This window comes from Streptomyces sp. CB02056, assembly GCF_001905545.1.
Taxonomy (GTDB): domain Bacteria; phylum Actinomycetota; class Actinomycetes; order Streptomycetales; family Streptomycetaceae; genus Kitasatospora.
Map to the genome: position 1 here is coordinate 97704 of NZ_LIPD01000021.1, position 20450 is coordinate 118153.

The window sequence follows — 20450 nt, forward strand, 5'->3', positions numbered from 1 at the left end:
GCTGCGCCGCGGTCCGTCGAGGGGGACGGACCGCGGCGCAGCCGTGCGCGGGGCGGGGTGCGCGGAGCCCGCGCGGCGGCCTCAGCCGGGATGGAAGGCGACCCGGACGGTGGCGTCGAAGGGGAGGATCAGCCCGTTGCCGGTCTCCCAGGTCCAGGTCCGCGGGACCAGGAACATCCGGCCGCCGGAGAGGGCCAGCAGCCGCAGCCCCTCGTAGCGGTAGCGGAACCGCGCGCCCTGGTCCACGTCCGGCAGCGCCGTCTCCCACACCCCGGGCCACCCCAGGTGGAGGCGTTCGGGGGTGTCCAGGACGACCGCCGGGCGCCGGTAGAGGTGGTGGGCGAGGTCCTGGGCGTCGGCCGTCCCCTTCTGCTGGGCGTAGTCGCCGACCGCCCAGTACGAGCAGAGCACGATGATCGCCACGCTGACGCCCAGCGCCGCCCGCTCCCCGGTCAGCGGGTACGGTGCGCCGGTGCCGCGCACGTACATCATCCGGGCCAGGACCGCGAGCAGCAGCGCGCCGCCGATCAGCAGCGGGGTGCCCAGCGGGCCGGCGTCGAACACCTCGAAGCCGGCCAGGAGGCCGAGCACCAGCAGCGGGACGACCAGTGCGGCGACCGCCCAACAGGCCCGGCGCACCGTCCGGGCGCCGGCCCCGCCCTTCCCGGCCGCCCTGGTCGCGAGGTGGTAGCCCAGCGCGCCGACCAGCGCCCCGCACAGGGCGACCCCGGCCGGGAGGTAGAGCGCGGGGGAACTGCGGATCAGCAGGTCCTGGGTGGCGAAGCCGATCGTGCCGGCGTCGATGCCGAAGAAGGCGTAGAGCGAACTGGTGTAGGCGTAGCCGAAGAAGAAGAGCAGTGCGGTGAGGAGGGTGGTCGGGGCGATCCAGGTGGCGAGCCTGGTGAGCCAGTCGGCCCAGGAGCGCGGCTGCGGCTGCCGCTGCCCGTCCGGGGGTTCCTCCTCGGCAGGTCTCAGGGGGTGCTCCCGGCGCCGCTGGACGGGCTCGACCCGTAACTCGGGGTCGCGCCGTTGCCGGTGGTCGCCCCGTCGTCGGGGCTGACGACGACCACCGAGCCAGCGGCCTCGATCCGCTTGGAGGAGTCGTCGGCCGTCACCGTGAGGCAGATGGTCCGGTCCTTGGTCCCGGGCTTCCACTGCGGGAGCCGGAAGTCGACCAGCTCGGTCTTGCCGTCGGTCACCCGCACCTGCTGCGAGGCGGGGGTGGCGTACGACGTGCTGCCGCACTCGGCGACCTTGCTGATCACGGCCGTGAAACTGGTCTTCGACGGGAAGGACAGGGTGATCCGGGCCCTGTTGTCGATGCCCTGGACGCTCGCCGAGGGCTCGCCCGCGGTCCGGAACCCGCCCTGGTCCCCCTCGTCCTTGGTCCGCTGGTCGTCCGGCAGGCCCGAGCCGCTGCTCTGGCCGTTCTGCCCGTTCTGGGTGGCGCCGGCCGACCCGGATCCGCCACCGCCGCCGCAGGCCGCGAGGACCGGGACGAGCAGGGCGGCCGCCAGCCACCGGCCCGCGCCGACAGGCCTTCCCGTTCGGATCCCGCCGCCTCCGAAGTGCCGGGTCCCAGGCATGCGTTCTCCCATCCGCGCGGCGAGCAGGGACCGGTCGGCCCCGCCGCACCGTACCCGTGCGGGTACGGCCGGTCGGGCCGCCGCGCCGCCCCCGCCCGGGTCGGCCAGCCGTTCGGCGCAGCCCGGACGGGCGGCGCGCTGGCATAGAGTCGGACCGCAACCGACGAACCGTCAGCAGAGCGGAAGGACACGACCTGTGAGCACCGAGACCCGTCCGGTACCGGAGCTGGCCGCGGAGGTCGTCGAGCGGTGGCGGGCCGAGGAGGCCGAGCTCGTCGACCTGCTGGCCCGGACCCAGCGCGGTGTCGGCGGCGTCGCCGCCTTCCGGCTCGGCCCGACACCGACCGTCCTGGTCACCGACCCGGCCGCCGTGCAGCACGTCCTGGGCCACCACCCGGACCGGTACGTCAAGCGCTCGCACCGCGCCCGGATGCTGGTCGGGGACGGCGTGCTGTCCGCCACCGGCGACCCCTGGAAGCGCCAACGGCGCGTGCTGCAGGCGCAGTTCACCGGCACCGGGATGCGCCGCTACGAGCGGCGGATCGCCGCGGCGGCGCACCGCACCGCCGAGCGCTGGGAGGGGTACCGGCGCAGCGGGGAGGCCTTCGACGTCGGCGAGGAGATGCGCGGCTTCGCCCTGGACACCGTCTGGCGGGCGCTCACCGGGCTGCCGCTGGACGACCGGACGGACCGCGAACTCCGCTCGGTGGAACGGGTGGTGGCCGCGATGCCGACCCTGCCGACCAACGCGGCGGACGCCCGGGACGCGGTCGCCGAGGACCTCGCCCGGATCGACGCGGTGGCGCACGCGGCGATCGACGCGGCGCGCTCGGCCGGCCCGACCGAGGAGCCCGGCGTGCTCCGGGTGCTGCTCGACGCGGGCGAGCAGGACCCCGGGTACACCGACCGGTTGATCCGCGACGAGCTGGTCACCCTGCTCGTCGCCGGCCACGAGACCACGGCCACCACGCTCACCTGGCTCTTCCTGCTGCTCGACCGCCACCCCGAGGCCCGGACGGCCGATCCGCAGGCGCTGGTGAGCGAGACGCTGCGGCTCTACCCCTCCGCCTGGCTGCTCCCCCGGCACGCCGTCGAGGACGACGTCATCGCCGGGCACCGCATCGCCGCCGGGACGGACGTGCTGGTCTGCCCGTACCTCACCCACCGCGACCCGGCGCTCTGGCCGGACCCGGAACGCTTCGACCCCGCCCGCTTCGCCCACGGCGCGGACCGCCCCGGGCAGCTCGGCGCCTACTTCCCGTTCGGCCTCGGCGCCCGCGCCTGCCTGGGCACCCGGTTCGCGCTGCGTGAGACCTCGGCGCTGCTGGAACTCCTGCTGCCAATGGGGCCGTTGACGTTCCGCTCGCGGCCGACGGGGGCGGCGTACAGCATCACCGTACGGCCGGACGGGCCGACGCCGGCGGTGCTGGGCTGAGGCCTTCCTGCGGTGTGGCGCTGCCCGACCGCGGGTGCTCCGACCGCGGGCCGTCCGGCCGGGCGGGCAGGAAGCCGTCGGCGAGCTCCTCGCCGGCCAGGGCGGCGTCGACCCGGGCACTGATGTGGGCCCGGGTGGTCGGGCAGTCGAGCGGGCGGTCCCGACTGCACAGCAGCATGTGGGTGAGGACGGCCGCGGCGTGCTCCAGCCGGCGGGCGCGCTCGAGCATCCCGTCCCGCTGGGCGTGCAGCAGCGCCGTGCGGTCGGCCGCCCGCTCGCTGGCCAGGACGGCGGCGGTCCCGCTGACCGGGATCATCCCGTCCACGTGCCAGAGCTGGACCAGGGCGAGGCGCTCCAGCGACTCCCGGTCGTAGTAGCGGACCCGGCCGCGGCGGGCGGCGGGGGCGATCAGGCCGCACTCCTCGTAGTAGCGCAGGGTGGGCACCGAGAGGCCGAAGGCCGCCGAGACCTCGGTGATCGAGTGGAGCTCCGCCATCCGCCGCCTCCTTCGGGGTTGCGCCCAGGCCGAGTTGGGCTCGGCCGGGTGCGCCGGGACCGGGTTGCGCTCAAGCACGCTTGAGCGAGAATGCTTAGGCAAGCCTAACCTCTCATCGAAGCGAAGGGCTTGCTCCCCATGCCGCTCACCGACCCGACGGCCACCACCGCGTCGGCCACTGCGACCACCACCGCACCCGCACCCGCCCGCACCCCACGGGCCGCCGGGGCCCTGCTCGTCCTCGGTTTCGTCCTGCTCAGCCTCAACACCCGGGTCGCGTTCGGACAGATCGGGCCGCTCGCGCCGGTCGCCGGCTGGGGCCCGGGCACCGTGACCCTGCTCGCCCTCCTGCCGCCGCTGTGCATGGGCCTGTTCGCCCCGCTCGGCGCCCTGGCCCGGCGGCGGCTCGGCGAGGAACGCGGGCTGTTCTGGGCGAGCGTGCTGCTGCTGGCCGGGGCGGTGCTGCGGACGGCGGGCCTGCCCGGGCTGTACGCGGGCACGGTGCTGGTGGGCGTCGCGGTGGCGGTGGTGAACGTACTGATCCCGGTGTTCGTCCGGGCCCGCTTCGCGCCCCGGCGGATCGGCACCATGACGGGCGTCTACGCGCTGTCCATGGGCGCCGGTTCGGCGGTCGTCGCCGCGCTGGTCGCGCCGGTCGCGGGCGCCTGGTCCTGGCAGGCCGCGATCGCGATCGCCGTCGTCCCGGCGGCCCTGGCGGCGGCCGGCCTGGCGCCGCAGCTGCGGGTCGCGCGGACGCAGGCCGGGCCCGTCGCACCCGCCGGGCGCCGCCGGGTCGGGCGGACGGCGCTCGCCTGGAGCCTGACGGCCTTCTTCGGCGTCCAGACCCTGGTCTTCTACGCGACGCTGGCCTGGCTGCCCACCGTCCTGGTCGACGCGGGCCTGAGCCGGACCACCGCCGGCACCGACCAGGCCGTGCTGATCCTCGGCCTCGCCGTCGGCGGCTTCCTGGCCCCGACCCTGGCCGCCGCCCGGAGCGACCAGCGGCCGCACATCCTGGGCGTGGCGGCCGTCTGCGTCCTCGGCCTGCTCGGCCTGGTGCTCGCCCCGGCCGGCGGGGCGCCGCTCTGGGCCGCCGTCCTGGGCATCGGCATGGGCGGCGGACAGGCGCTCGCCGCCGTCCTGTTCGCCCGTCGGGGCACCGACCCGGACCACGTCGCCGCGCTCTCCACCATGGCCCAGACCTGGGGCTACCTGCTCGCCGCCACCGGCCCCGCGCTCGCCTCCGCGCTCCACGCCGCGAGCGGGTCCTGGGCGGCGCCGCTGCTCGCGATGGCCGGCCTGGTGGCCGTCGGCTGTGTCCTCGGGCTGCGGGCGGGCCGCGTTGTCACAAAGCCGCGCCGCGATCCGTCGGACCGGTGAGCGGGTGGCCGCACGGTCCAACCGGTCGAGCGGTCACCCGCTCATCCGCTCATCCGCGAGAAGAGGAACACCACGATGAACGCCCGTCCGATCACCGCCGAGGTCCCGCTGCGCCCGCGCATGGCCCAGGACCCGGTGCAGCTCGTCCCCGAGCTCGCCGAGGTCTCGGCCGCACTGTTCAAGGCCACCGGCAACCGGTCCGTCCCCCGCAGCACCATCAGCCTGGTCCAGCTGCGGGCCGGCCAGATCGCCGGCAGCACCTACCTGACCGTCCTGCACACCGGCTTCCTGCGCAGGGCCGGCGAGTCGGAGGAGCGGATCGCCTCGGTGGCCGGCTGGCCGGACTCCCCCTGGTTCACCGCCCCGGAGCGCGCCGCGCTCGCCCTGGTCGAGGCCGTCCTCCAGCCCAACCCGCACGGCGAGCGGGTGCCGGACGCGCTGTACGCCGAGGTCGCCGGGCACTACGACGACACGGCGCTGACCACGCTCATGCTCGCCATCGGCCAGGTCAACTTCTTCACCGCCATCGCCCTGGTCGCCAAGCCCGTCCCCGGCCGCTCCTTCACCGACCCCTGGGCCTGAGCGGCCGCTACGTCCCGCCCGGCCGATCGCCGGGCGGGCCGTCCCGCTGTCGACCGATCACCCGTCCCGGCATAGGCTGGTCCGCGCCCGAACGGACCTTCGTCCGGTCATCGGGCCGGCGGGCCGACATGCCGGAGGGGGCGTGCCCGCCACCACGGAGGATCGCAGGGGGGACGGAAGCATGTTCGAGGAGCACAGGGACAACCGGCACGACGGGCATGACGGGCACGCCGGGCACGAGCAGGACGGCCGACTCGCCGATGTCGAGATCGAGTACGACCAGTACGACGATCTGGACGACCTCGACGGGCATGACGGGAACGACGACGGGGCACCGCGCAGCTCGACCACGCGCCGGGTCGTGATGGTCGCCGCCGGCGGGGTGTTCGCCGCCCTGCTGGCGGTCGGCGGCTACGGCGCCTACAACGTGCTGAACGCCGTGACGGACAACGGACCGGCTGGCGGCCACCAGGGCGCCGGCACCGTGGCGAAGGCCCCGCAGGAGCCGCCGACCGCCGAGCAGGCCGAGTCGACGGCCAAGGAGTTCCTGGCGGCCTGGAGCCGCGGCGACATCCCGGCCGCCGCCGGTCTGACGGACCGGCCGGAGACCGCCCGCGCCGCACTGGCCACGTTCCACGAGCAGGTGGGAGCCCGCTCGCTCGCCCTGACCGGGACGGGCCCCGCGAAGGCCGACGGCCCGAGCGAGCCGGCCCTCGGCTTCCGGGTGAAGGCGGAGTTCGAGGGCACCCCGGACGCCTGGGAGTACGACAGCGTGCTGAGCGTCGTCCGGTCCCAGGACGGGCGGCCCGTGGTGCGCTGGAAGCCGTCCGTGATCCACCCCCAGCTCACCCCGGGCCGGACCATCGGGGTGCAGGAGACGCCCAACCCGGTGTCCAAGCCCACCGACCGCAAGGGCCGGCCGCTCGACACCTTCCCGTCGCTGCGTGCCGTCCTCCCCCAGATCGCCCCGCCGGACGGCGCGGCCGCCACCACCGGACGGGCCGTGGTGCTCTCGGGCGGCGGCGAGTCGGAGCGGCTGTTCGTGCTGACGCCGCCGAGCGCCCCGGTGGTCAAGCTGACCCTGGACGCCGACCTCCAGCAGGTGGCCGAGGACGCCGTCAAGCAGCAGGCGGCGAACGGCAATCCGGCCTCGCTGGTGGCCGTCCAGCCGAGCACCGGCCACATCCTGGCGATCGCCAACGCCCCGCAGGGCGGCTTCAACCGCGCGCTCGCGGGCGGCCAGGCACCCGGCTCGACGATGAAGGTGATCACCTCGGCCGCGCTGCTGGAGGCGGGCGTGCGCCCGGACACCGTGGTGCCGTGCAAGGAGACCACCTACTCCCCGCGCGCCTGGCACAACGACGAGAGCGGCGACTTCCCGTCCTACACGCTCGCGGACGACTTCTCCCGCTCCTGCAACACCGGCTTCATCGACAAGGGCCTGGAGAAGCTCCAGCCCGGCACCCTCGGCACGGTGGCCCGCGACCAGTTCGGCCTCGGCCTGGAGTGGCACATCGGCGTCCCGAGCCGGGACGCCTCCATCCCGACGCCCGGGAACAAGGACGAGGCCGCGGCCGCGTACATCGGCCAGGGCCGGATCCAGGTCAACTCGCTGGTGATGGCCTCGGTCGCCGCCACCGTGCAGAACGGGACGTTCCGCCAGCCCGTGCTGCGCGAGGACGCCAAGCGCGTGACGGCGCCGAGCAGGCTCCCCGCCGACGTCGCCCGGGACCTGCGCGCCATGATGGCCAAGACCGCCACCCAGGGCACCGCCCGTACCCCGATGGCCGGCCTGTCCGGCCAGATCGGCGCCAAGACCGGCACCGTCGAGGCCGGCAGCCAGGCCACCAACAGCTGGTTCATCGCCTACCGCGGCGACCTCGCCGTCGCCGCCGAGGTCGAGGGCGGCGGGCACGGCTTCAGCGCGGCGGGCGTGGCCGCGGCCCAGGTGCTGAAGGCGGGCGGCGGCAAGGGCTGAGGCCCGGTCCGGGGCACACCGCCCGCGGACCGCTACCGCCCCGCCCGCGCACTGCTACCGCACCGCCCCGTACCGTCCCGCCCGCGGACGCGCCTCGGCGCGTGCGCGGGCGGGGTGTCACAGAGCGGGCAGCGGGGTGCTCAGGCGGGAGCGGGACCTCAGGCGGGGCCCTCGCCGTGGATCAGGCGGAGGTTCGGCATACCGGGGAACGGCGGGGTGTGCTCCGCCTCCCGCTCGGCGTTCAGGTCGGCCAGCATCCGGACGCCCCTCGCCCGGAACTCGGCCTTGCGCTCCTCGTCGGCCTCCTCTTCGCCCGGGTAGAGGACGATGTGGACGGCCCCCTCCTCGCCGTCCCAGGTGTAGCTGCGGTACGGCGGGATCTCGATCCCGTCGATCGTCTCGATCCCGTCGACGATCTCGTATCCGTCGATCGTCATGACCTCGTCGGTCTTCTCGGGTTCGTCGGCCTTCTCGGGTTCGTCCGTCGCTTCGGGCTCGTCCCTCATGGGGAACCTCCGGTGGTTGTCCTCGGCTGGTCTGCCGCCGTGGACAACGATTCGGGAGCAAGAAGGGCCCGGTGACTCACCGTAGTTCCTCCCTTCCGGTACGAACGCCCCCGTCCGGCAGGGGTGTTCAGCTGCCCGTGATGCGGAAGACCGGGTAGCCGGGAGCGACCCGGAGCAGGTCCTCGGCCGGGGCGTCCGGGCCGATCCCCTCGAAGAACGGGGCGACCTGCCAGTTCCAGCGGCGCAGGTAGGCGCGGAGCACCTCGGGCTTGTCGGCGTCCGGGAGTTCGGTGGCACGGAAGGCCTCGGTGCGGCGGCCGACCCGGAGTTCGCCGGCGCCGGCCGCCCGGAGGTTGCGGACCCACTGGGTGTGGCCGCGCGGTGCGACCAGGTAGCGCTCGCCCTCGTGGGTGAGGATGTTGACGGGGGTGGTGCGCCACTCGCCGCTCGTGCGGCCGCGGACGGCCAGCACCCGGGAGCCCCAGAGGCTGACCCCGGCCTTGGCGAAGGCGGCGACCATGCCGTTGAGCAGCTTGCCGGCGGCGATGCCCAGGCGGGTGGTGGGCGCCTGGAGGCGGGTGGTGGAGCTGGGCAGGTGCTCGGCGCGGGACATCGCGACTCCTCGGTTCCGTGAATACCGCTTCTCTTCGAGAGCACTGCTCTCGCTTCGATGTCTTCAGCATGGCACCGGCGAATGAAAGAAACAAGAGCAGTGCTCTCGCTTGTGTGCGGCGCTCCGAATTGTGGCAGTCTGTCCCCATGCCAGCGATCCGGACCGCCCGCGAACGGGCCCGCGAGGAACTCACCCGCGAGATCAAGCAGGAGGCCCGCCGCCAACTCGCCTCGGTGGGCGCCCAGCAGCTGTCGCTGCGCGCCGTCGCCCGCGAGCTGGGCATGGCCTCCTCCGCGCTGTACCGCTACTTCGCCAGCCGCGACGAGCTGCTGACCGCGCTGATCATCGACGCCTACAACGAACTCGGCGCGGCCGCGGAGGGCGCCCTCGCCACCGCCGGGGCGGCCGCGCCGCGCGAGCGCTGGCGGGCGCTGTGGACGGCCACCCGCGACTGGGCCCGGGCCAACCCGCACGAGTTCTCGCTGCTCTACGGCACCCCGGTGCCGGGCTACGCGGCGCCCCGCACCACCGTCCAACCCGCCACCCGGCTGCCGTTCGCCCTGATCGGCGTGGTCCGCGACGCCAGGCTGCGGCCCACCCAGCCCGTCCCGCCGCCGCGCGGCGCGCTGGCCGGGCAACTGACCCGGATCGTCACGGAGTTCGGCCTCGACCTGCCGCCGCACGTCCTCGCCCGGACCATCGGCGCCTGGGTGCAGCTGGTCGGCCTGATCGGCTTCGAGCTCCACGGCCAGCTGGTCGGCTCGTTGGACCCGGCGGACGACTTCTTCGCCTGGACCACCGAGCAGACCGCCGACGCGATAGGGCTCTGACCCGGGCCCCGGGCCCCACGAAGCGGCGCGTCCGGGCGGCCCGACCGGACGCGGCTCAGCAGGCCCGATCAGCAGGCCCGATCAGCAGACCCGATCAGCGGGCCGGCTCAACCGGCCGGCCGCACCCGGCCCGCCCGGGTCTCCAGGTAGCGGCGCTCCGCGAGGCTCGCGGTGGCCCGGGCGGCGCGCCGGTAGTGCTCGTACGCCCCCGCCGTGTCGCCGGTCCGCTCCAGCAGGTGCGCCCGGACGGAGAGCAGCCGGTGGTGGCCGGCCATCCGGGCGTCCGCGTCCAGCGCGGCGAGGAGTGCCAGGCCGGCTTCCGGGCCCTCCGTCTCGGCGAGGGCGATCGCCCGGTTGAGGGTGACCATCGGGTTGGGTGCGATCCGCTCCAGGATCAGGTACAGGGCGTGCACCTGCCGCCAGTCGGTGTCCTCGGCGCGGGCCGCGTCGGCGTGGGTGGCGGCGATCGCGGCCTGGAGCCGGTACGGGCCGAGCTCCGGCCCGGCCAGCGCCGCCTTGACCAGCGCCGTTCCCTCCCCGATCAGGTCGCGGTCCCACCGGGTGCGGTCCTGTTCGGCCAGCGGGACCAGGTCGCCGGTGGCCGTCGTCCGGGTCGCGCGGCGGGCGTGGGTCAGCAGCATCAGCGCGAGCAGCCCGGCGACCTCGCCGTCCTCGGGCAGCTGCGCGCGCACCGCCCGGGTCAGCCGGATCGCCTCGCGGGCGAGGTCGAGGCGGTGCAACTCGCCGCCGGAGGTGGCGGTGTAGCCCTCGTTGAAGATCAGGTAGAGCACGTGCAGGACCACCCGCAGCCGCTCCTCGCGCTCCTCCGCCGACAGCGCCCGCCCGGGCTGCTCGAACGAGCCGCCGGCGGCCCTGATCCGCTGCTTGGCCCGGCTGATCCGGGCCGCCATCGTCGCCTCCGGCACCAGGAACGCGCGGGCGATCTCGGCCGTGGTCAGTCCGCCGACCGCCCGCAGCGTCAGGGCGGTCCGGGACGCCGCGGTCAGCGCCGGGTGGCAGCACAGGAACAGCAGGAGCAACGTGTCGTCGGTGTCCGGCACCTCCTCCGGGACCACCTCGGCGGCCGCCGTCGCCCACTCCCGCTCGCGCCGCGCGCGGTCGCCGCGCAGCTGGTCGATCAGCCGCCGCGAGGCGACCGTCACCAGCCAGCCGCGCGGGTTGTCCGGCACCCCCTCGGACGGCCACTGCACGGTGGCAGCGAGGACGGCCTCCTGCACCGCGTCCTCGCACCCCTCGAAGCGGCCGTACCGTCGTACCAACGCGCCGAGGACCTGCGGCGTGAGCCCACGCAGCAGGTCCTCGAAGTCCGGTTCCGTCATGCCTCCAAGTGTCCGTCGGAGAACATCACCTGCCGCACCTCGACGCCCAGCCCCTCGATCGCGGCGTCCGGGATGCGGCCGGCCAGTTCGACCGCGCGTTCCTTGTCCTCGCAGTCGACCAGGTAGAAGCCGCCCAGGAACTCCTTGGCCTCCAGGAACGGTCCGTCGGTCACCACCGGCTGCCCGTTGCGGACGGTCACCACGGCGGCCTGCGACGGATCGACCAGCGCCTGGGTGAGGACCAGCTCGCCGGACTCCCTGAGCTCTTCGATGAACCGGCCGTGCCCGGCGCCGATCGCCCCCTTCTCCTCGTCGGTCAGCGCGTCCAGCACGGCCGGGTTCAGGTGCAGGCTGATCAGGAACTTCATCTCGTCCTCCTCGGGTTCGCGGGCCCCGGCGGGGCCGCCCTCGACCGGTGGTCGGAGCGGGCGACGCCGTCTTGACGTCCCCCGGCGGACAAATCTCCCACGAATCCCCTCGCACCTCCCGCGCCCCACCGGTCACGGGCCGCCCGCGGGCGGCGGGCGCAGCCGGACGGCCGCCGGGGGGCCAACTTCCGTACGGCAGCCGTCCACTCAACGTGCCGCCGGTCCTTGATAGCGTCGGCCGTGACGCCGCGTCACCAAGGCGTCGCACCACCGACGAAACGAGAGAGCGTCTCACATGGCCCCCAGGACGATCCGCCGAGCCGTCATCCCCGCCGCCGGGCTCGGCTCCCGCCTCCTGCCGCTGACCAAGGCCACGCCGAAGGAGATGCTGCCGGTCGGCGACAAGCCGGTGATCGAGCACACCGTGCGCGAGCTGGTCGAGAGCGGCATCACCGACATCACCATCGTCGTGAACGGCGACAAGGGGCTGATCCAGGAGCACTTCCGCCCCAACCCCGTCCTGGTCGAGCAGCTGCGCCGGGACGGCAAGGAGGCCTTCGCGGCGGCGGTCGAGGAGGTCGGCGAGCTGTCCCGCAAGGGCCACATCAGCTACCTCTACCAGCACGGCCCGTACGGCAACGGCACCCCGGTGCTCAACGCCGCCCGCCACTTCGGGGACGAGCCCTGCCTGGTGCTCTGGCCCGACGACGTCTTCGTGGCGGAGGTCCCCCGCGCGCAGCAGCTGATCAGGGCGTACGAGCAGACCAACGCGCCGGTGCTCGCGCTGATGCCGATGGCACCCGAGGACTCCTACCGGTACGGCGTGCCGGTGGTGAAGGAGGACCTCGGCGGCGGCTCGCTGCGGATCAGCGGCCTGGTCGAGAAGCCGAAGCCGGCCGACGCGCCCTCCTCGTACGCGGCGATCGGCGGCTACGTCATCACCCCGGGCATCGTCGACGAGCTGCGCGAACTGACCCTCCGCTGGCACGAGAAGCCCGAGGACGAGGTCTACCTGACCGACGCCATCAACGCCTACGCGGCCCGGCGCGCGGTCTACGGGCAGGTCATCGCCGGCACCTGGTACGACACCGGCAACCCCGCCGCCTACCTGCGCGCCCAGTTCGCGGCCGCGCTCGCCAACCCGGAGTACGGGCCCGAGCTGCGCCGGCTCGCCGCGGAGCTCTCCCCCGCCTTGTAGGACGTCCCGCCCGGACGGCCCGTGGCGGGACGGGTCGTCGGGGCGGATCGTCGGGGCGGCGAAACCGGCGGTCGGGGCAGTCAGTACGCGGGCAGGTCGAAGTCGAGGGCTGCCCGGAAGGCCGCCTCCAGCTCCGGACCGGGCCCTTCGAGGTTCGCGATGCTGTCGACCCGGGCCCGCCGGTCGCCGGTCAGTTCGAGGATCGCCTGGTTGGCGGCCACGTGGTCGCGCAGCCGCCGCTCGTAGGCGGGGTAGGCCGTGCGGTGGTCGCCGTCGGCCGCGTGCAGCTCACCCGCCAGGACGTAGGCGGCGGTCAGGGCCACGCTGGTGCCCTGACCGGTGAACGGGGAGCAGCAGTAGCCCGCGTCGCCGAGCAGCACGACCCGGTCCTTGGACCAGCGCTCCATCCGGATCTGGGCGACGACGTCGTAGTGGAAGGCGTCGGTCTCCTCCAGCGCCCGGAGGAAGCGCGGCACCTCCCAGCGCGCGTGGGCGGAGCGCTCGGCCACCAGCCGCCGCTGCCGGGCGGGGTCGCGCGGGAGCATCCGGTCGAGCGGCTCCTCGGTGTCGAGGCCGACGAAGACCCGCAGTTCGCTGTTGTCGCGGACGGTCATCGCCATGCAGAACCAGTTCTGGTCGTCGCCGAGCCGGTGGACGACCTCCCAGCGGTCCAGGCCCAGGTGGTTGGGCACGCTCCAGCCGGCGAGGTAGGTGCCGATGGGGCGCAGGTAGTCCGCTTCGGGGCCGAAGACGAGGCGGCGGGTGTTCGAGTGCAGGCCGTCGGCGCCGACGACCAGGTCGAAGGCCTGCTCGGTGCCGCCGCGGAACCGGACCTCGACGCCCTCCCGGTGCTGCACCAGGGTGTCGATCGAGTCGCCGAAGCGGTACTCGACGCCGGGCCCGGCGGTTCCGGTGCCCCCGACGCCCGCGTCCGCCGAGGCGATCAGCCCGGCGAGTTCGTCGCGCAGGATCTCCACGTCCGGGCCGTCGACCGGCCCGCCGGTGGCCGTCCACTCGGTGGTGCGGCGCAGCTCGCGGCCGTCCGCGTCGACCACGGACATCCCGCGCAGGCCGGTTCGACGGGCCCGGATCTCCTCCAGCAGCCCCATCCGCTCGACCACCGTCAGGGCGGTGCCGCGGACGTCCACGGCCTGCCCGCCGCCGCGCAGCGAGGGGGCCCGCTCCACGACGGTGACCCGGAAGCCGTACCGGTTCAGCCAGTACGCGAGGGCGGTGCCGGCGATCCCGGCGCCGGAGACCAGGACGGAGGTGGTGCGCGGGCCGGCGCCCGGCCAAGTGCTGTTCGACATGGTGTTCCTCCCATGGATTGCTCTGCCTCAACACCACTGTGCGGTCCGCCACTTGCAGGACGCGGACACCGCGCTGTCACCGTCGGCGGGACACCGGCACGGCGCTGACAGCACGGTGCCGGGGACCCTGTTCCCGGGCGCCACCGGCCACTCTCTAGGGTCGACCCCATGCCGAGAACCACACCCCCGCGCCCGCTCGACGTCGAGGCGCTCTTCCCCGAACTGGCGCACCACCGGGGGACCACCACCCGGCTCCATCCGCGCCCCGGACGGCCGGACGTCTCGGCGAGCTCCGTCGGCGGCCCGCTGCTGTGGCCCGCGGACGAGCCCTGGCCGGTCTGCACCGACCCTCACCCGCACGCCCGCGGTCGGCGCCCGGCGGACGTCCACCGTTCCCGGGAAGTCCTGGCCGCGGCCTGGAACCGCGAGCAGGACCCCGGACCGACGGACGGGGAACGGCAGCTGCTCAAGGAGCTCGACCGCCGCCACCGCGTCGAAGGACCGGCCGCGGACGGCCCGTTGCCGCTGGTCGGCCTCGCGCAGTTCTACCGGCGGGACGTCCCCGACCTGCCGCCCGGGCCGGACGGCTGCGACCTGCTCCAGGTGTTCTGGTGCCCCTTCGACGCCCACGGCCCGGGCCGCTGGGAGATGCTGCTCGACCTGCGCTGGCGCCGTTCGTGGGAGGTCGCCGAGGTACTGGCCCAGCCCCCGCGCCCGGAGGTCGTCGGCTTCGACGGGTACCTGCCCGAGCCGTGCGTGCTGCATCCCGAGCAGGTGCCCACCTACCCGTTCGCCGGCCTCCTCCCGGAGGACCTGTGCGCCCGCGTCCGCGCCTGGGAGGAGGCCCGGGAGGCGGCGGCCGAGGAGCACGGGGAGGACGACCCGCCGCTCTACCAGTACGACCTGTCCATCCCGCCCGGCTGGCGCGTCGGCGGCTTCGCCTCCTGGCACAGCACCGACCCGGCACCGATGGACTGCCACGACTGCGCGACCCCGATGCGGCTGCTGCTGACCGTCGACAGCTCGGAGTGGGACGGCGGCAGCGGCAGTTGGCGGCCGCTGGAGGACGAGGCCTCGGCGGACGGCCACGGCGTCGTCATGCCGACCGAGGTCACCGTCGGCCGCTGGGGCCTGCTCAACGTCTTCGCCTGCCCCGCCGACCCCGGCCACCCGCACCGCTGGAGCATCCAGTAGCCGGGGCCGCCGCCCCGCCCGCGGCAGGGTGACGTCCGCGGCCCGTCGCCCGGTGACTGCGGACGGAGCGTCCGTCGCCCGCCGTCACCGGGTTCCGGACGGTGTGTCATGAATTCGCAACAGCCCTCCCACCAGGCGCGATACGAATTGCCCGGGCACCGGAGGGCCCGTAGGGTGCTCGAACGCCGTCGCGTGGACGGCTCGGGGGACGCACGAGGGGTGAACCATGGCGCAGGGGTCGGGGTACGCGATCCAGGCCGGCGGGGCCGAGGGGCAGGCGAAGGCGCTGGACAAGGCGTCCGGGGACGAGGGGACGATCGGAACGGCGATCAGCGACCCGGTCTGCTACAGCGCGGACGTGTTCGGGGGCGAGGACGTCGACCCGGCGTACCGCAACTTCAGCAGCGCCTGGCAGGCGGAGACCGCGACGATCAAGAGCGCGCTGAGCGAGCTGGCCGGCAAGGTGCGGGGCTCCTCGAACGGCTACCAGTCGGCCGACGGCAGCGTGGTGAAGGATCTCGCCTCCGCCTCGCGCAGCGGCGACTACCGGCCCTTCGGCTGAGGCGGGGCCGGCGCGCGCCGGACACCGGAGCGGACGGCGGCTGACGAGCTGACGTCCGCAAGCCGATGAGCAGCCGTCGAGCGGCCGATGGGCAGCCGGCGGAGGACCGCCGGGCAGCGGCGGGGAACGACACCACGGGCAACGGGTACAGGGGGCGAACGGGCCGTCATGGCAGGCGAATCCACCACGCAGCGCTGCAAGGCGCTGACCGACCGGCTGAAGGACGTCCGCGGGGCGGACAACAAGAACGATCTGATCTCCGCGATCAAGGGCGCGCTGGCGGTCCACGCGCCGGTCGGGGACCCGGGCACCATCGAGGCCACCGGCAACCGCTACAAGACCGCGGCCGCCGACTCGACCCAGCTCCACCAGGAGGTCCTGGCGGTCGCCACCTCCGGGCTGCCGGACGTCTGGACCGGTTCGACGGGTGCGAAGGCCGCCGAGGTGGTGGCCGCCGCCGCCCGCGCCGTCGACCAGCAGACCACCGCGCTCTACAACGGCGGGACGGCCCTGCTCGGCCTCGCGGACGCGCTGCGCTCCGCCCAGGGCCAGGACGGCGCCGCGCGGTCCGCGCTCCAGCAGGTGCTGAGCGAACTGGGCGGCGAGCAGGGCTGGTTCGACGAGTGGTTCGAGGACGACGAGGACGAGGCGGCGCGCAAGAAGGCGCAGCAGGCCGCCGTGCCCCAGGTCGACGCGATGCTGAGCGCCGCCAAACACGCCGACGAGGCGGCCCGGGCGGCGGCCCGCGACCTGAACAAGCTGGCCTCCGAGGCCCGGGCGGGGAAGATGAAGACCAACGCCGTCACCGCCGCCGACAAGCTGGTGCTGGCCGAGACCTCCGGTCCGGACGGCCCGACCGAGCTGAACGAGCTGCTGACCGCCAACGACATGAAGCGGTCCGGCGAGTACCTGGACAAGATGAACGACAAGGACCGGGCGGACTTCGAGAAGCTGCTCGCCGACTCCAAGTCCCCGCAGGAGCGCGCCTATCTGATGAAGGCGCTGGCGGCCGGCCACTCCATGGACGAGATCCGCGCCTTCCAGGGCAAGATCCACGGCAAGGACCCGGAGTGGCTCCGGACGCACCTGACGCCCGTCTACACCGAGGACGGGGACACCAGCAGCGGCGGGCAGCAGGACAACGGCTCCAACCGGAACACCGACCAGGTGACCTTCGACGGCGCCAACTGGAAGCAGGCGGACAGCGAGGGCACCTGCGTCGCCTCCTCCACCGTCACCGCCCGGGCGATGGTCGACCCGCTCTACGCGCTGGACCTGACCGGCGGCCCGTCCGGCCAGGAGGACGACCCGGCGGCCTTCCAGCAGCGGCTGCTGGCCGAGCAGCACCGGGTGCACCAGGAGGGCGACGGCGGCGCGAACTGGGACGGCATGGGGGCGGACGGCAAGGAGAAGGTGCTGGAGAAGGAGGTCAGCCCGCACACCGGCGCCGACTTCGACTACAAGCCGATGCCGGACAGCAACGCCCGGCGCGAGCTGCTGCCGGACATCGAGAAGGCGGTCGCCGACGGCAAGCCGGTGCCGGTCGGGGTCGAGGGCTACGACAAGGACGGCAAGCGGTCGGGCCACGCGATGATGATCGTCGGCCAGGAGGGCAACATGCTGCAGATCTACAACCCGTGGGGCACCACCACCTGGGTCAGCGAGGACGACTTCGTCAACGGCCGGATGGCCGGGGCCTCGGACGACCGGTTGCCCACCGCCTACGCCGTCCACCTGCCGAAGTGACCGGCGTGGCAAGGGTGTTCACGGCGGCGTCGGCGCGGAGGCCGGCCCGCGGGCCACTGCGGGCGGTGGCACTGGTGGCCGTCCTGGCGGCCGGGCTGACGGCCTGCGGGCAGGACGCGCCGTCCGGTCCGGACCGCGGCCGGGTGCTCGGCGCGGAGGAGCGCTCGGTCAGCCTCGCCGTCGGCGAGCGCTTCACGATCGCCGTCCGGGACAACTCCTCGGTCGGCGACCGCTGGAGCGTCGCGGCCCCGCAGCCGGACGCCGCGGTCGCGGCCCTGGTCGCGGAGAAGCTCGACCTCCCCGCGGAGTCGAAGACCTCGGACGGCGTCGGCGGCACCCGCTTCTACACCTTCGAGGCCAAGGGCCGCGGGACCACCGCCGTCACCCTCCTCAACTGCTTCCGCAGCTACTGCAACCTCCCCGCACCCAGCGAAGAGAACAGGAACATGGTCGTGCGCAACACCTACCCGGTGACGGTCCGATGAGCCCCGACGACCGCTTCCGTCCCAGGACCGACGAGGAGCTGCGGCAGCTCGACGTGTCCGCCATGCTCCGCTACGGCCTGGCCTTCGCCGGTCCGCACCGGGCCGCGCTGTTCGGCGAGGGCGCCGTCGCGGCGGCGCTGGCCGCCGACGCGCTGGGGGTGCTCCCCCGGTCGCTCGCCTTCCTCGCCGAGGTGGTGCGCAGCGGCGGCGCCCGCTACGCGGCGGACCTCGCCGAGCCGCTGCCCGGGGCGGAGCCGGCCCGGCTCGCCCGCGACTGGCTGGGCTCGGCGGCCACCACCGTCACCAGCGTCGACGGCGACCAGCTGCTCGCCCGGTGGCTGGACGCCGTCGCGGAGATCCTCGGCATGCGCCGGGACGTCCGGGGGGCCTGACGGGGGGCCTGGCCAGGGATCCGGCCGGGGACCGGTAGCGCGTTACTGCTTGACAGGGTGCGTCATACTGTAACGCGCTGGTACGCCCGCGGATCCCGACCCCGTCGGACCCGTCGGGCCCTCCCCCCGCAGCTCGGAGCACCGCATGCACCCCTTCCTCGACCACCCCGGGCCGCTCGCCTTCGCCCACCGGGGCGGTGACCTCGGGCGCCCCGAGAACTCGCTCGCCGCCTTCGAGGCCGCCGTCGCGCTCGGGTACCGCTACCTGGAGACGGACGTGCACGCGACCGCCGACGGTGTGCTGGTCGCCTTCCACGACACGCACCTGGACCGGGTCACCGACCGCGCCGGGGCGGTGGCGGAGCTGCCCTGGGAGAGCGTCAGGCGGGCCCGGATCGGCGGGACCGAGCCGGTGCCGCTGCTGGAGGACCTGCTCGGCGCGTTCCCCGGGGCCCGCTTCAACATCGACGTCAAGGCGGCGCCGGCCGTCGGGCCGCTGGTCGAGGCGATCCGCCGGACCGACGCCTGGGACCGGGTCTGCGTCGGCGGCTTCTCCGACAGCCGGCTGGCCGCCGTCCGCGCCGCCGCCGGACCCCGGCTGGCGACCTCGCTCGGCCCGCGTGAGGTGGCCCGGCTGCGGCTGCGCTCGCTGGCCGAATCGTTCCTGCCCGGGCGGGCCTCCACACGGTCCGGAGCGCCGTCCGAAGCCCCGTCCGGGGCGCCGTTCGCCGGGCTGTGCGCGCAGGTGCCGGAGCGTCACCGGGGCGTCCGGGTGGTCGACCGGGCCTTCGTCCGCACCGCCCACCGGCTCGGCCTCCAGGTGCACGTCTGGACTGTGGACGATCCCACACGGATCAGGGCTCTCCTGGACCTGGGTGTGGATGGCATCATGGCCGATCGCATCGACGTCCTGCGGGACGTCCTCGGCGAGCGCGGCTGCTGGACGGACGGCAGTACCGGCTCCAGCACGGTGATGGGAACCCCATGAGCACCACGAACTCGGCGACGCACCTGCCGGACGACCCACCGACCTCCCCCGACGCCGACCCGGCCGCCGCCGACACCGACGCACGCTCCCTGCGCCGGATGCAGTTCGGCTGGTACATCAACGACTGGGCCAACGCCGCCTTCTCGGCCACCGTCCTGACGGTGTTCCTCGGCCCGTACCTGACCACCGTCGCCAAGGACGCCGCCGACGCGGCCGGCAACGTCCACCCGCTCGGCCTGACGATCCGCGCAGGATCGTTCTTCCCGTACACGGTCTCCTTCTCCGTGCTGCTCTCGGTCGCGGTGATGCTGCTGACCGGCACCGTCGCCGACCGCACCGGGCGGCACAAGGAGCTGATGTGCGGCTTCGCGTACGTCGGCTCGCTCGCCACGATGGGGATGTTCTTCCTCGGCGGCGACCGCTACCTGCTCGGCGGCGGGCTGCTGGTGGTCGCCAACATCGCGTACGCGGTCTCGGTCGCGCTGTCCTACGCCTACCTGCCCGGCCTCGCCTCCCCCGACGAGCGCGACAAGGTCTCCTCCAAGGGCTGGGCCTACGGCTACGCGGGCGGCGGACTGCTGCTGATCGCCAACCTGGCGCTGTTCCAGGGCCACGACGCGTTCGGCCTGGACTCCGGCACCGCCGTACGGATCTGCCTCGCCTCGGCCGGCCTGTGGTGGGCGCTGTTCACCATCGTCCCGATGCTGCGGCTGCCCTCCCGGGCCGGCGTGGCCCCCACCGCCCCCACCGCCCCCGCCGCCCCCGCCGCCCCCGCGGAAACCACGGCCACCGCGCCAGGCAAGCCCGGCAAGCCCGCCGCCGGCAGCCTGCGCGAACTCGGCCGCACCCTGCGCCGGATGCGCGAGCACCCGCTCACCCTGCTCTACCTCGCGGCCTTCCTCTGCTACAACGACGGCATCCAGACCGTCGTCTCCCAGGCCTCGCTCTACGGCAGCGAGGAACTCGGCATGGAGCAGACCTCGCTGGTCACCGCCGTGCTGCTGGTCCAGGTCGTGGCGATCGGCGGCGCCCTGCTGCTCGGCCGGATCGCCCACCGGTACGGCGCCAAGCGGACCATCCTCGGCTCCCTGGTCGGCTGGGTCGTCACCCTGGCCCTCGGCTACTTCATGCCCGCCCACCAGCCCGCCTGGTTCTACGCCCTGGCCTGCATGATCGGCCTGGTGCTCGGCGGCAGCCAGGCACTCTCCCGCTCCCTCTTCTCCCACCTCATACCGCCGGGCCGGGAGGCCGAGTACTTCAGCTTCTACAAGGTCAGCGACCGCGGCACCAGCTGGATGGGCCCGCTCGTCTTCGGCCTCGCCTACCAGCTCACCGGCAGCTACCGCTCGGCGATCATCTCGCTGCTGGTCTTCTTCGTCATCGGCTTCGCCGTCCTGCTCAAGGTCCCGGTCCGCCGCGCCATCGAGGCCGTCGGCAACCCGGTCCCCGAGCGCCTCTGAG

20 protein-coding genes are annotated in these 20450 nt (G+C 74.3%); 13 read left to right on the forward strand and 7 right to left on the reverse strand.

Annotation, left to right across the window (positions count from 1 at the left end; all coding sequences use genetic code 11):
* Window positions 1-81 precede the first annotated feature (81 nt).
* A complete protein-coding gene (locus AMK13_RS43170) occupies window positions 82-1155 on the reverse strand; it encodes a hypothetical protein (RefSeq protein ID WP_143204723.1) in 1074 nt (357 codons plus the stop codon).
* A 627-nt stretch (window positions 1156-1782) separates the two neighbouring features.
* On the opposite strand from AMK13_RS43170, the gene AMK13_RS37110 reads away from it, so the two are divergent.
* Complete coding sequence (locus AMK13_RS37110; protein ID WP_074005960.1) at window positions 1783-3021, forward strand: cytochrome P450; 1239 nt, start codon at window positions 1783-1785, stop codon at window positions 3019-3021.
* Here AMK13_RS37110 and AMK13_RS37115 read toward each other — a convergent pair.
* Window positions 2978-3517, reverse strand: coding sequence for a MerR family transcriptional regulator (locus AMK13_RS37115; protein ID WP_074005961.1), 540 nt, complete (start codon window positions 3515-3517; stop codon window positions 2978-2980). The genes AMK13_RS37110 and AMK13_RS37115 overlap by 44 nt on opposite strands.
* A gap of 138 nt (window positions 3518-3655) precedes the next feature.
* Here AMK13_RS37115 and AMK13_RS37120 point away from each other — a divergent pair, with 138 nt between their 5' ends.
* The 3 genes from AMK13_RS37120 to AMK13_RS37130 all read left to right on the forward strand — a co-directional run bounded on the left by AMK13_RS37120 (window position 3656) and on the right by AMK13_RS37130 (window position 7457).
* Window positions 3656-4897 (forward strand): MFS transporter, encoded by a 1242-nt coding sequence (locus AMK13_RS37120; RefSeq protein WP_074005962.1) that lies wholly within the window; start codon window positions 3656-3658, stop codon window positions 4895-4897.
* 75 nt (window positions 4898-4972) lie between these two features.
* Complete coding sequence (locus tag AMK13_RS37125) at window positions 4973-5479, forward strand: carboxymuconolactone decarboxylase family protein (RefSeq protein ID WP_074005963.1); 507 nt, start codon at window positions 4973-4975, stop codon at window positions 5477-5479.
* A gap of 181 nt (window positions 5480-5660) precedes the next feature.
* Window positions 5661-7457, forward strand: coding sequence for a penicillin-binding transpeptidase domain-containing protein (locus AMK13_RS37130; protein ID WP_079272863.1), 1797 nt, complete (start codon window positions 5661-5663; stop codon window positions 7455-7457).
* Between the two features lie 158 nt (window positions 7458-7615).
* On the opposite strand, the gene AMK13_RS37135 is transcribed toward AMK13_RS37130, so the two are convergent.
* Window positions 7616-7963 carry a hypothetical protein gene (locus AMK13_RS37135; RefSeq protein WP_074005964.1) on the reverse strand — a complete coding sequence of 116 codons (348 nt, stop codon included), beginning with the start codon at window positions 7961-7963 and terminating at the stop codon, window positions 7616-7618.
* Window positions 7964-8090: 127 nt separating this feature from the next.
* Window positions 8091-8576 (reverse strand): nitroreductase family deazaflavin-dependent oxidoreductase, encoded by a 486-nt coding sequence (locus AMK13_RS37140; protein ID WP_079272864.1) that lies wholly within the window; start codon window positions 8574-8576, stop codon window positions 8091-8093.
* Window positions 8577-8722: 146 nt separating this feature from the next.
* Between AMK13_RS37140 and AMK13_RS37145 the strand changes: the two genes are divergently transcribed.
* Entirely contained in the window at window positions 8723-9406 is a 684-nt protein-coding gene (locus tag AMK13_RS37145) for a TetR/AcrR family transcriptional regulator (protein WP_074005965.1), read from the forward strand.
* 107 nt (window positions 9407-9513) lie between these two features.
* Here AMK13_RS37145 and AMK13_RS37150 read toward each other — a convergent pair whose 3' ends face one another.
* Complete coding sequence (locus AMK13_RS37150; RefSeq protein WP_074005966.1) at window positions 9514-10746, reverse strand: RNA polymerase sigma factor; 1233 nt, start codon at window positions 10744-10746, stop codon at window positions 9514-9516.
* Window positions 10743-11114: a YciI family protein gene (locus AMK13_RS37155; RefSeq protein WP_049651409.1), complete on the reverse strand. Its 372-nt coding sequence runs from the start codon at window positions 11112-11114 to the stop codon at window positions 10743-10745. The genes AMK13_RS37150 and AMK13_RS37155 overlap by 4 nt, the downstream gene beginning before the upstream one ends.
* A 295-nt stretch (window positions 11115-11409) precedes the next feature.
* On the opposite strand from AMK13_RS37155, the gene AMK13_RS37160 reads away from it, so the two are divergent.
* Window positions 11410-12312 (forward strand): UTP--glucose-1-phosphate uridylyltransferase, encoded by a 903-nt coding sequence (locus AMK13_RS37160; protein WP_049651410.1) that lies wholly within the window; start codon window positions 11410-11412, stop codon window positions 12310-12312.
* An 80-nt stretch (window positions 12313-12392) separates the two neighbouring features.
* Here AMK13_RS37160 and AMK13_RS37165 read toward each other — a convergent pair whose 3' ends face one another.
* The gene (locus AMK13_RS37165) at window positions 12393-13622 is read right to left on the reverse strand and encodes an FAD-dependent monooxygenase (protein WP_074005967.1); all 1230 of its coding nucleotides are present in this window, start codon (window positions 13620-13622) and stop codon (window positions 12393-12395) included.
* A gap of 168 nt (window positions 13623-13790) precedes the next feature.
* Here AMK13_RS37165 and AMK13_RS37170 point away from each other — a divergent pair, with 168 nt between their 5' ends.
* From AMK13_RS37170 to AMK13_RS37200, 7 genes are all read left to right on the forward strand, one after another.
* Entirely contained in the window at window positions 13791-14816 is a 1026-nt protein-coding gene (locus tag AMK13_RS37170) for a hypothetical protein (RefSeq protein ID WP_074005968.1), read from the forward strand.
* 226 nt (window positions 14817-15042) lie between these two features.
* Entirely contained in the window at window positions 15043-15378 is a 336-nt protein-coding gene (locus tag AMK13_RS37175) for a hypothetical protein (protein WP_074005969.1), read from the forward strand.
* Between the two features lie 168 nt (window positions 15379-15546).
* Entirely contained in the window at window positions 15547-17124 is a 1578-nt protein-coding gene (locus AMK13_RS37180; protein WP_074005970.1) for a peptidoglycan-binding protein, read from the forward strand.
* 65 nt (window positions 17125-17189) lie between these two features.
* On the forward strand, window positions 17190-17609 hold the full coding sequence (locus AMK13_RS37185; protein WP_074005971.1) for a protease inhibitor I42 family protein: 420 nt from the start codon (window positions 17190-17192) through the stop codon (window positions 17607-17609).
* Window positions 17606-18001: a hypothetical protein gene (locus AMK13_RS37190; RefSeq protein WP_074005972.1), complete on the forward strand. Its 396-nt coding sequence runs from the start codon at window positions 17606-17608 to the stop codon at window positions 17999-18001. The genes AMK13_RS37185 and AMK13_RS37190 overlap by 4 nt, the downstream gene beginning before the upstream one ends.
* A gap of 145 nt (window positions 18002-18146) precedes the next feature.
* Complete coding sequence (locus AMK13_RS37195; protein WP_074005973.1) at window positions 18147-18989, forward strand: glycerophosphodiester phosphodiesterase; 843 nt, start codon at window positions 18147-18149, stop codon at window positions 18987-18989.
* Between the two features lie 98 nt (window positions 18990-19087).
* Window positions 19088-20449: an MFS transporter gene (locus AMK13_RS37200; RefSeq protein ID WP_074005992.1), complete on the forward strand. Its 1362-nt coding sequence runs from the start codon at window positions 19088-19090 to the stop codon at window positions 20447-20449.
* Window position 20450: the final 1 nt, after the last annotated feature.

Excerpts from the sequence above, each read along its gene's own strand:
- AMK13_RS37115 (WP_074005961.1), bottom strand. The coding sequence starts at position 3,517 with ATGGCGGAGCTCCACTCGATCACCGAGGTCTCGGCGGCCTTCGGCCTC.
- AMK13_RS37120 (WP_074005962.1), top strand. The coding sequence starts at position 3,656 with ATGCCGCTCACCGACCCGACGGCCACCACCGCGTCGGCCACTGCGACC.
- AMK13_RS37125 (WP_074005963.1), top strand. The coding sequence starts at position 4,973 with ATGAACGCCCGTCCGATCACCGCCGAGGTCCCGCTGCGCCCGCGCATG.
- AMK13_RS37130 (WP_079272863.1), top strand. The coding sequence starts at position 5,661 with ATGTTCGAGGAGCACAGGGACAACCGGCACGACGGGCATGACGGGCAC.
- AMK13_RS37135 (WP_074005964.1), bottom strand. The coding sequence starts at position 7,963 with ATGAGGGACGAGCCCGAAGCGACGGACGAACCCGAGAAGGCCGACGAA.
- AMK13_RS37140 (WP_079272864.1), bottom strand. The coding sequence starts at position 8,576 with ATGTCCCGCGCCGAGCACCTGCCCAGCTCCACCACCCGCCTCCAGGCG.
- AMK13_RS37145 (WP_074005965.1), top strand. The coding sequence starts at position 8,723 with ATGCCAGCGATCCGGACCGCCCGCGAACGGGCCCGCGAGGAACTCACC.
- AMK13_RS37150 (WP_074005966.1), bottom strand. The coding sequence starts at position 10,746 with ATGACGGAACCGGACTTCGAGGACCTGCTGCGTGGGCTCACGCCGCAG.
- AMK13_RS37155 (WP_049651409.1), bottom strand. The coding sequence starts at position 11,114 with ATGAAGTTCCTGATCAGCCTGCACCTGAACCCGGCCGTGCTGGACGCG.
- AMK13_RS37160 (WP_049651410.1), top strand. The coding sequence starts at position 11,410 with ATGGCCCCCAGGACGATCCGCCGAGCCGTCATCCCCGCCGCCGGGCTC.
- AMK13_RS37165 (WP_074005967.1), bottom strand. The coding sequence starts at position 13,622 with ATGTCGAACAGCACTTGGCCGGGCGCCGGCCCGCGCACCACCTCCGTC.
- AMK13_RS37170 (WP_074005968.1), top strand. The coding sequence starts at position 13,791 with ATGCCGAGAACCACACCCCCGCGCCCGCTCGACGTCGAGGCGCTCTTC.
- AMK13_RS37175 (WP_074005969.1), top strand. The coding sequence starts at position 15,043 with ATGGCGCAGGGGTCGGGGTACGCGATCCAGGCCGGCGGGGCCGAGGGG.
- AMK13_RS37180 (WP_074005970.1), top strand. The coding sequence starts at position 15,547 with ATGGCAGGCGAATCCACCACGCAGCGCTGCAAGGCGCTGACCGACCGG.
- AMK13_RS37190 (WP_074005972.1), top strand. The coding sequence starts at position 17,606 with ATGAGCCCCGACGACCGCTTCCGTCCCAGGACCGACGAGGAGCTGCGG.
- AMK13_RS37195 (WP_074005973.1), top strand. The coding sequence starts at position 18,147 with ATGCACCCCTTCCTCGACCACCCCGGGCCGCTCGCCTTCGCCCACCGG.
- AMK13_RS37200 (WP_074005992.1), top strand. The coding sequence starts at position 19,088 with ATGCAGTTCGGCTGGTACATCAACGACTGGGCCAACGCCGCCTTCTCG.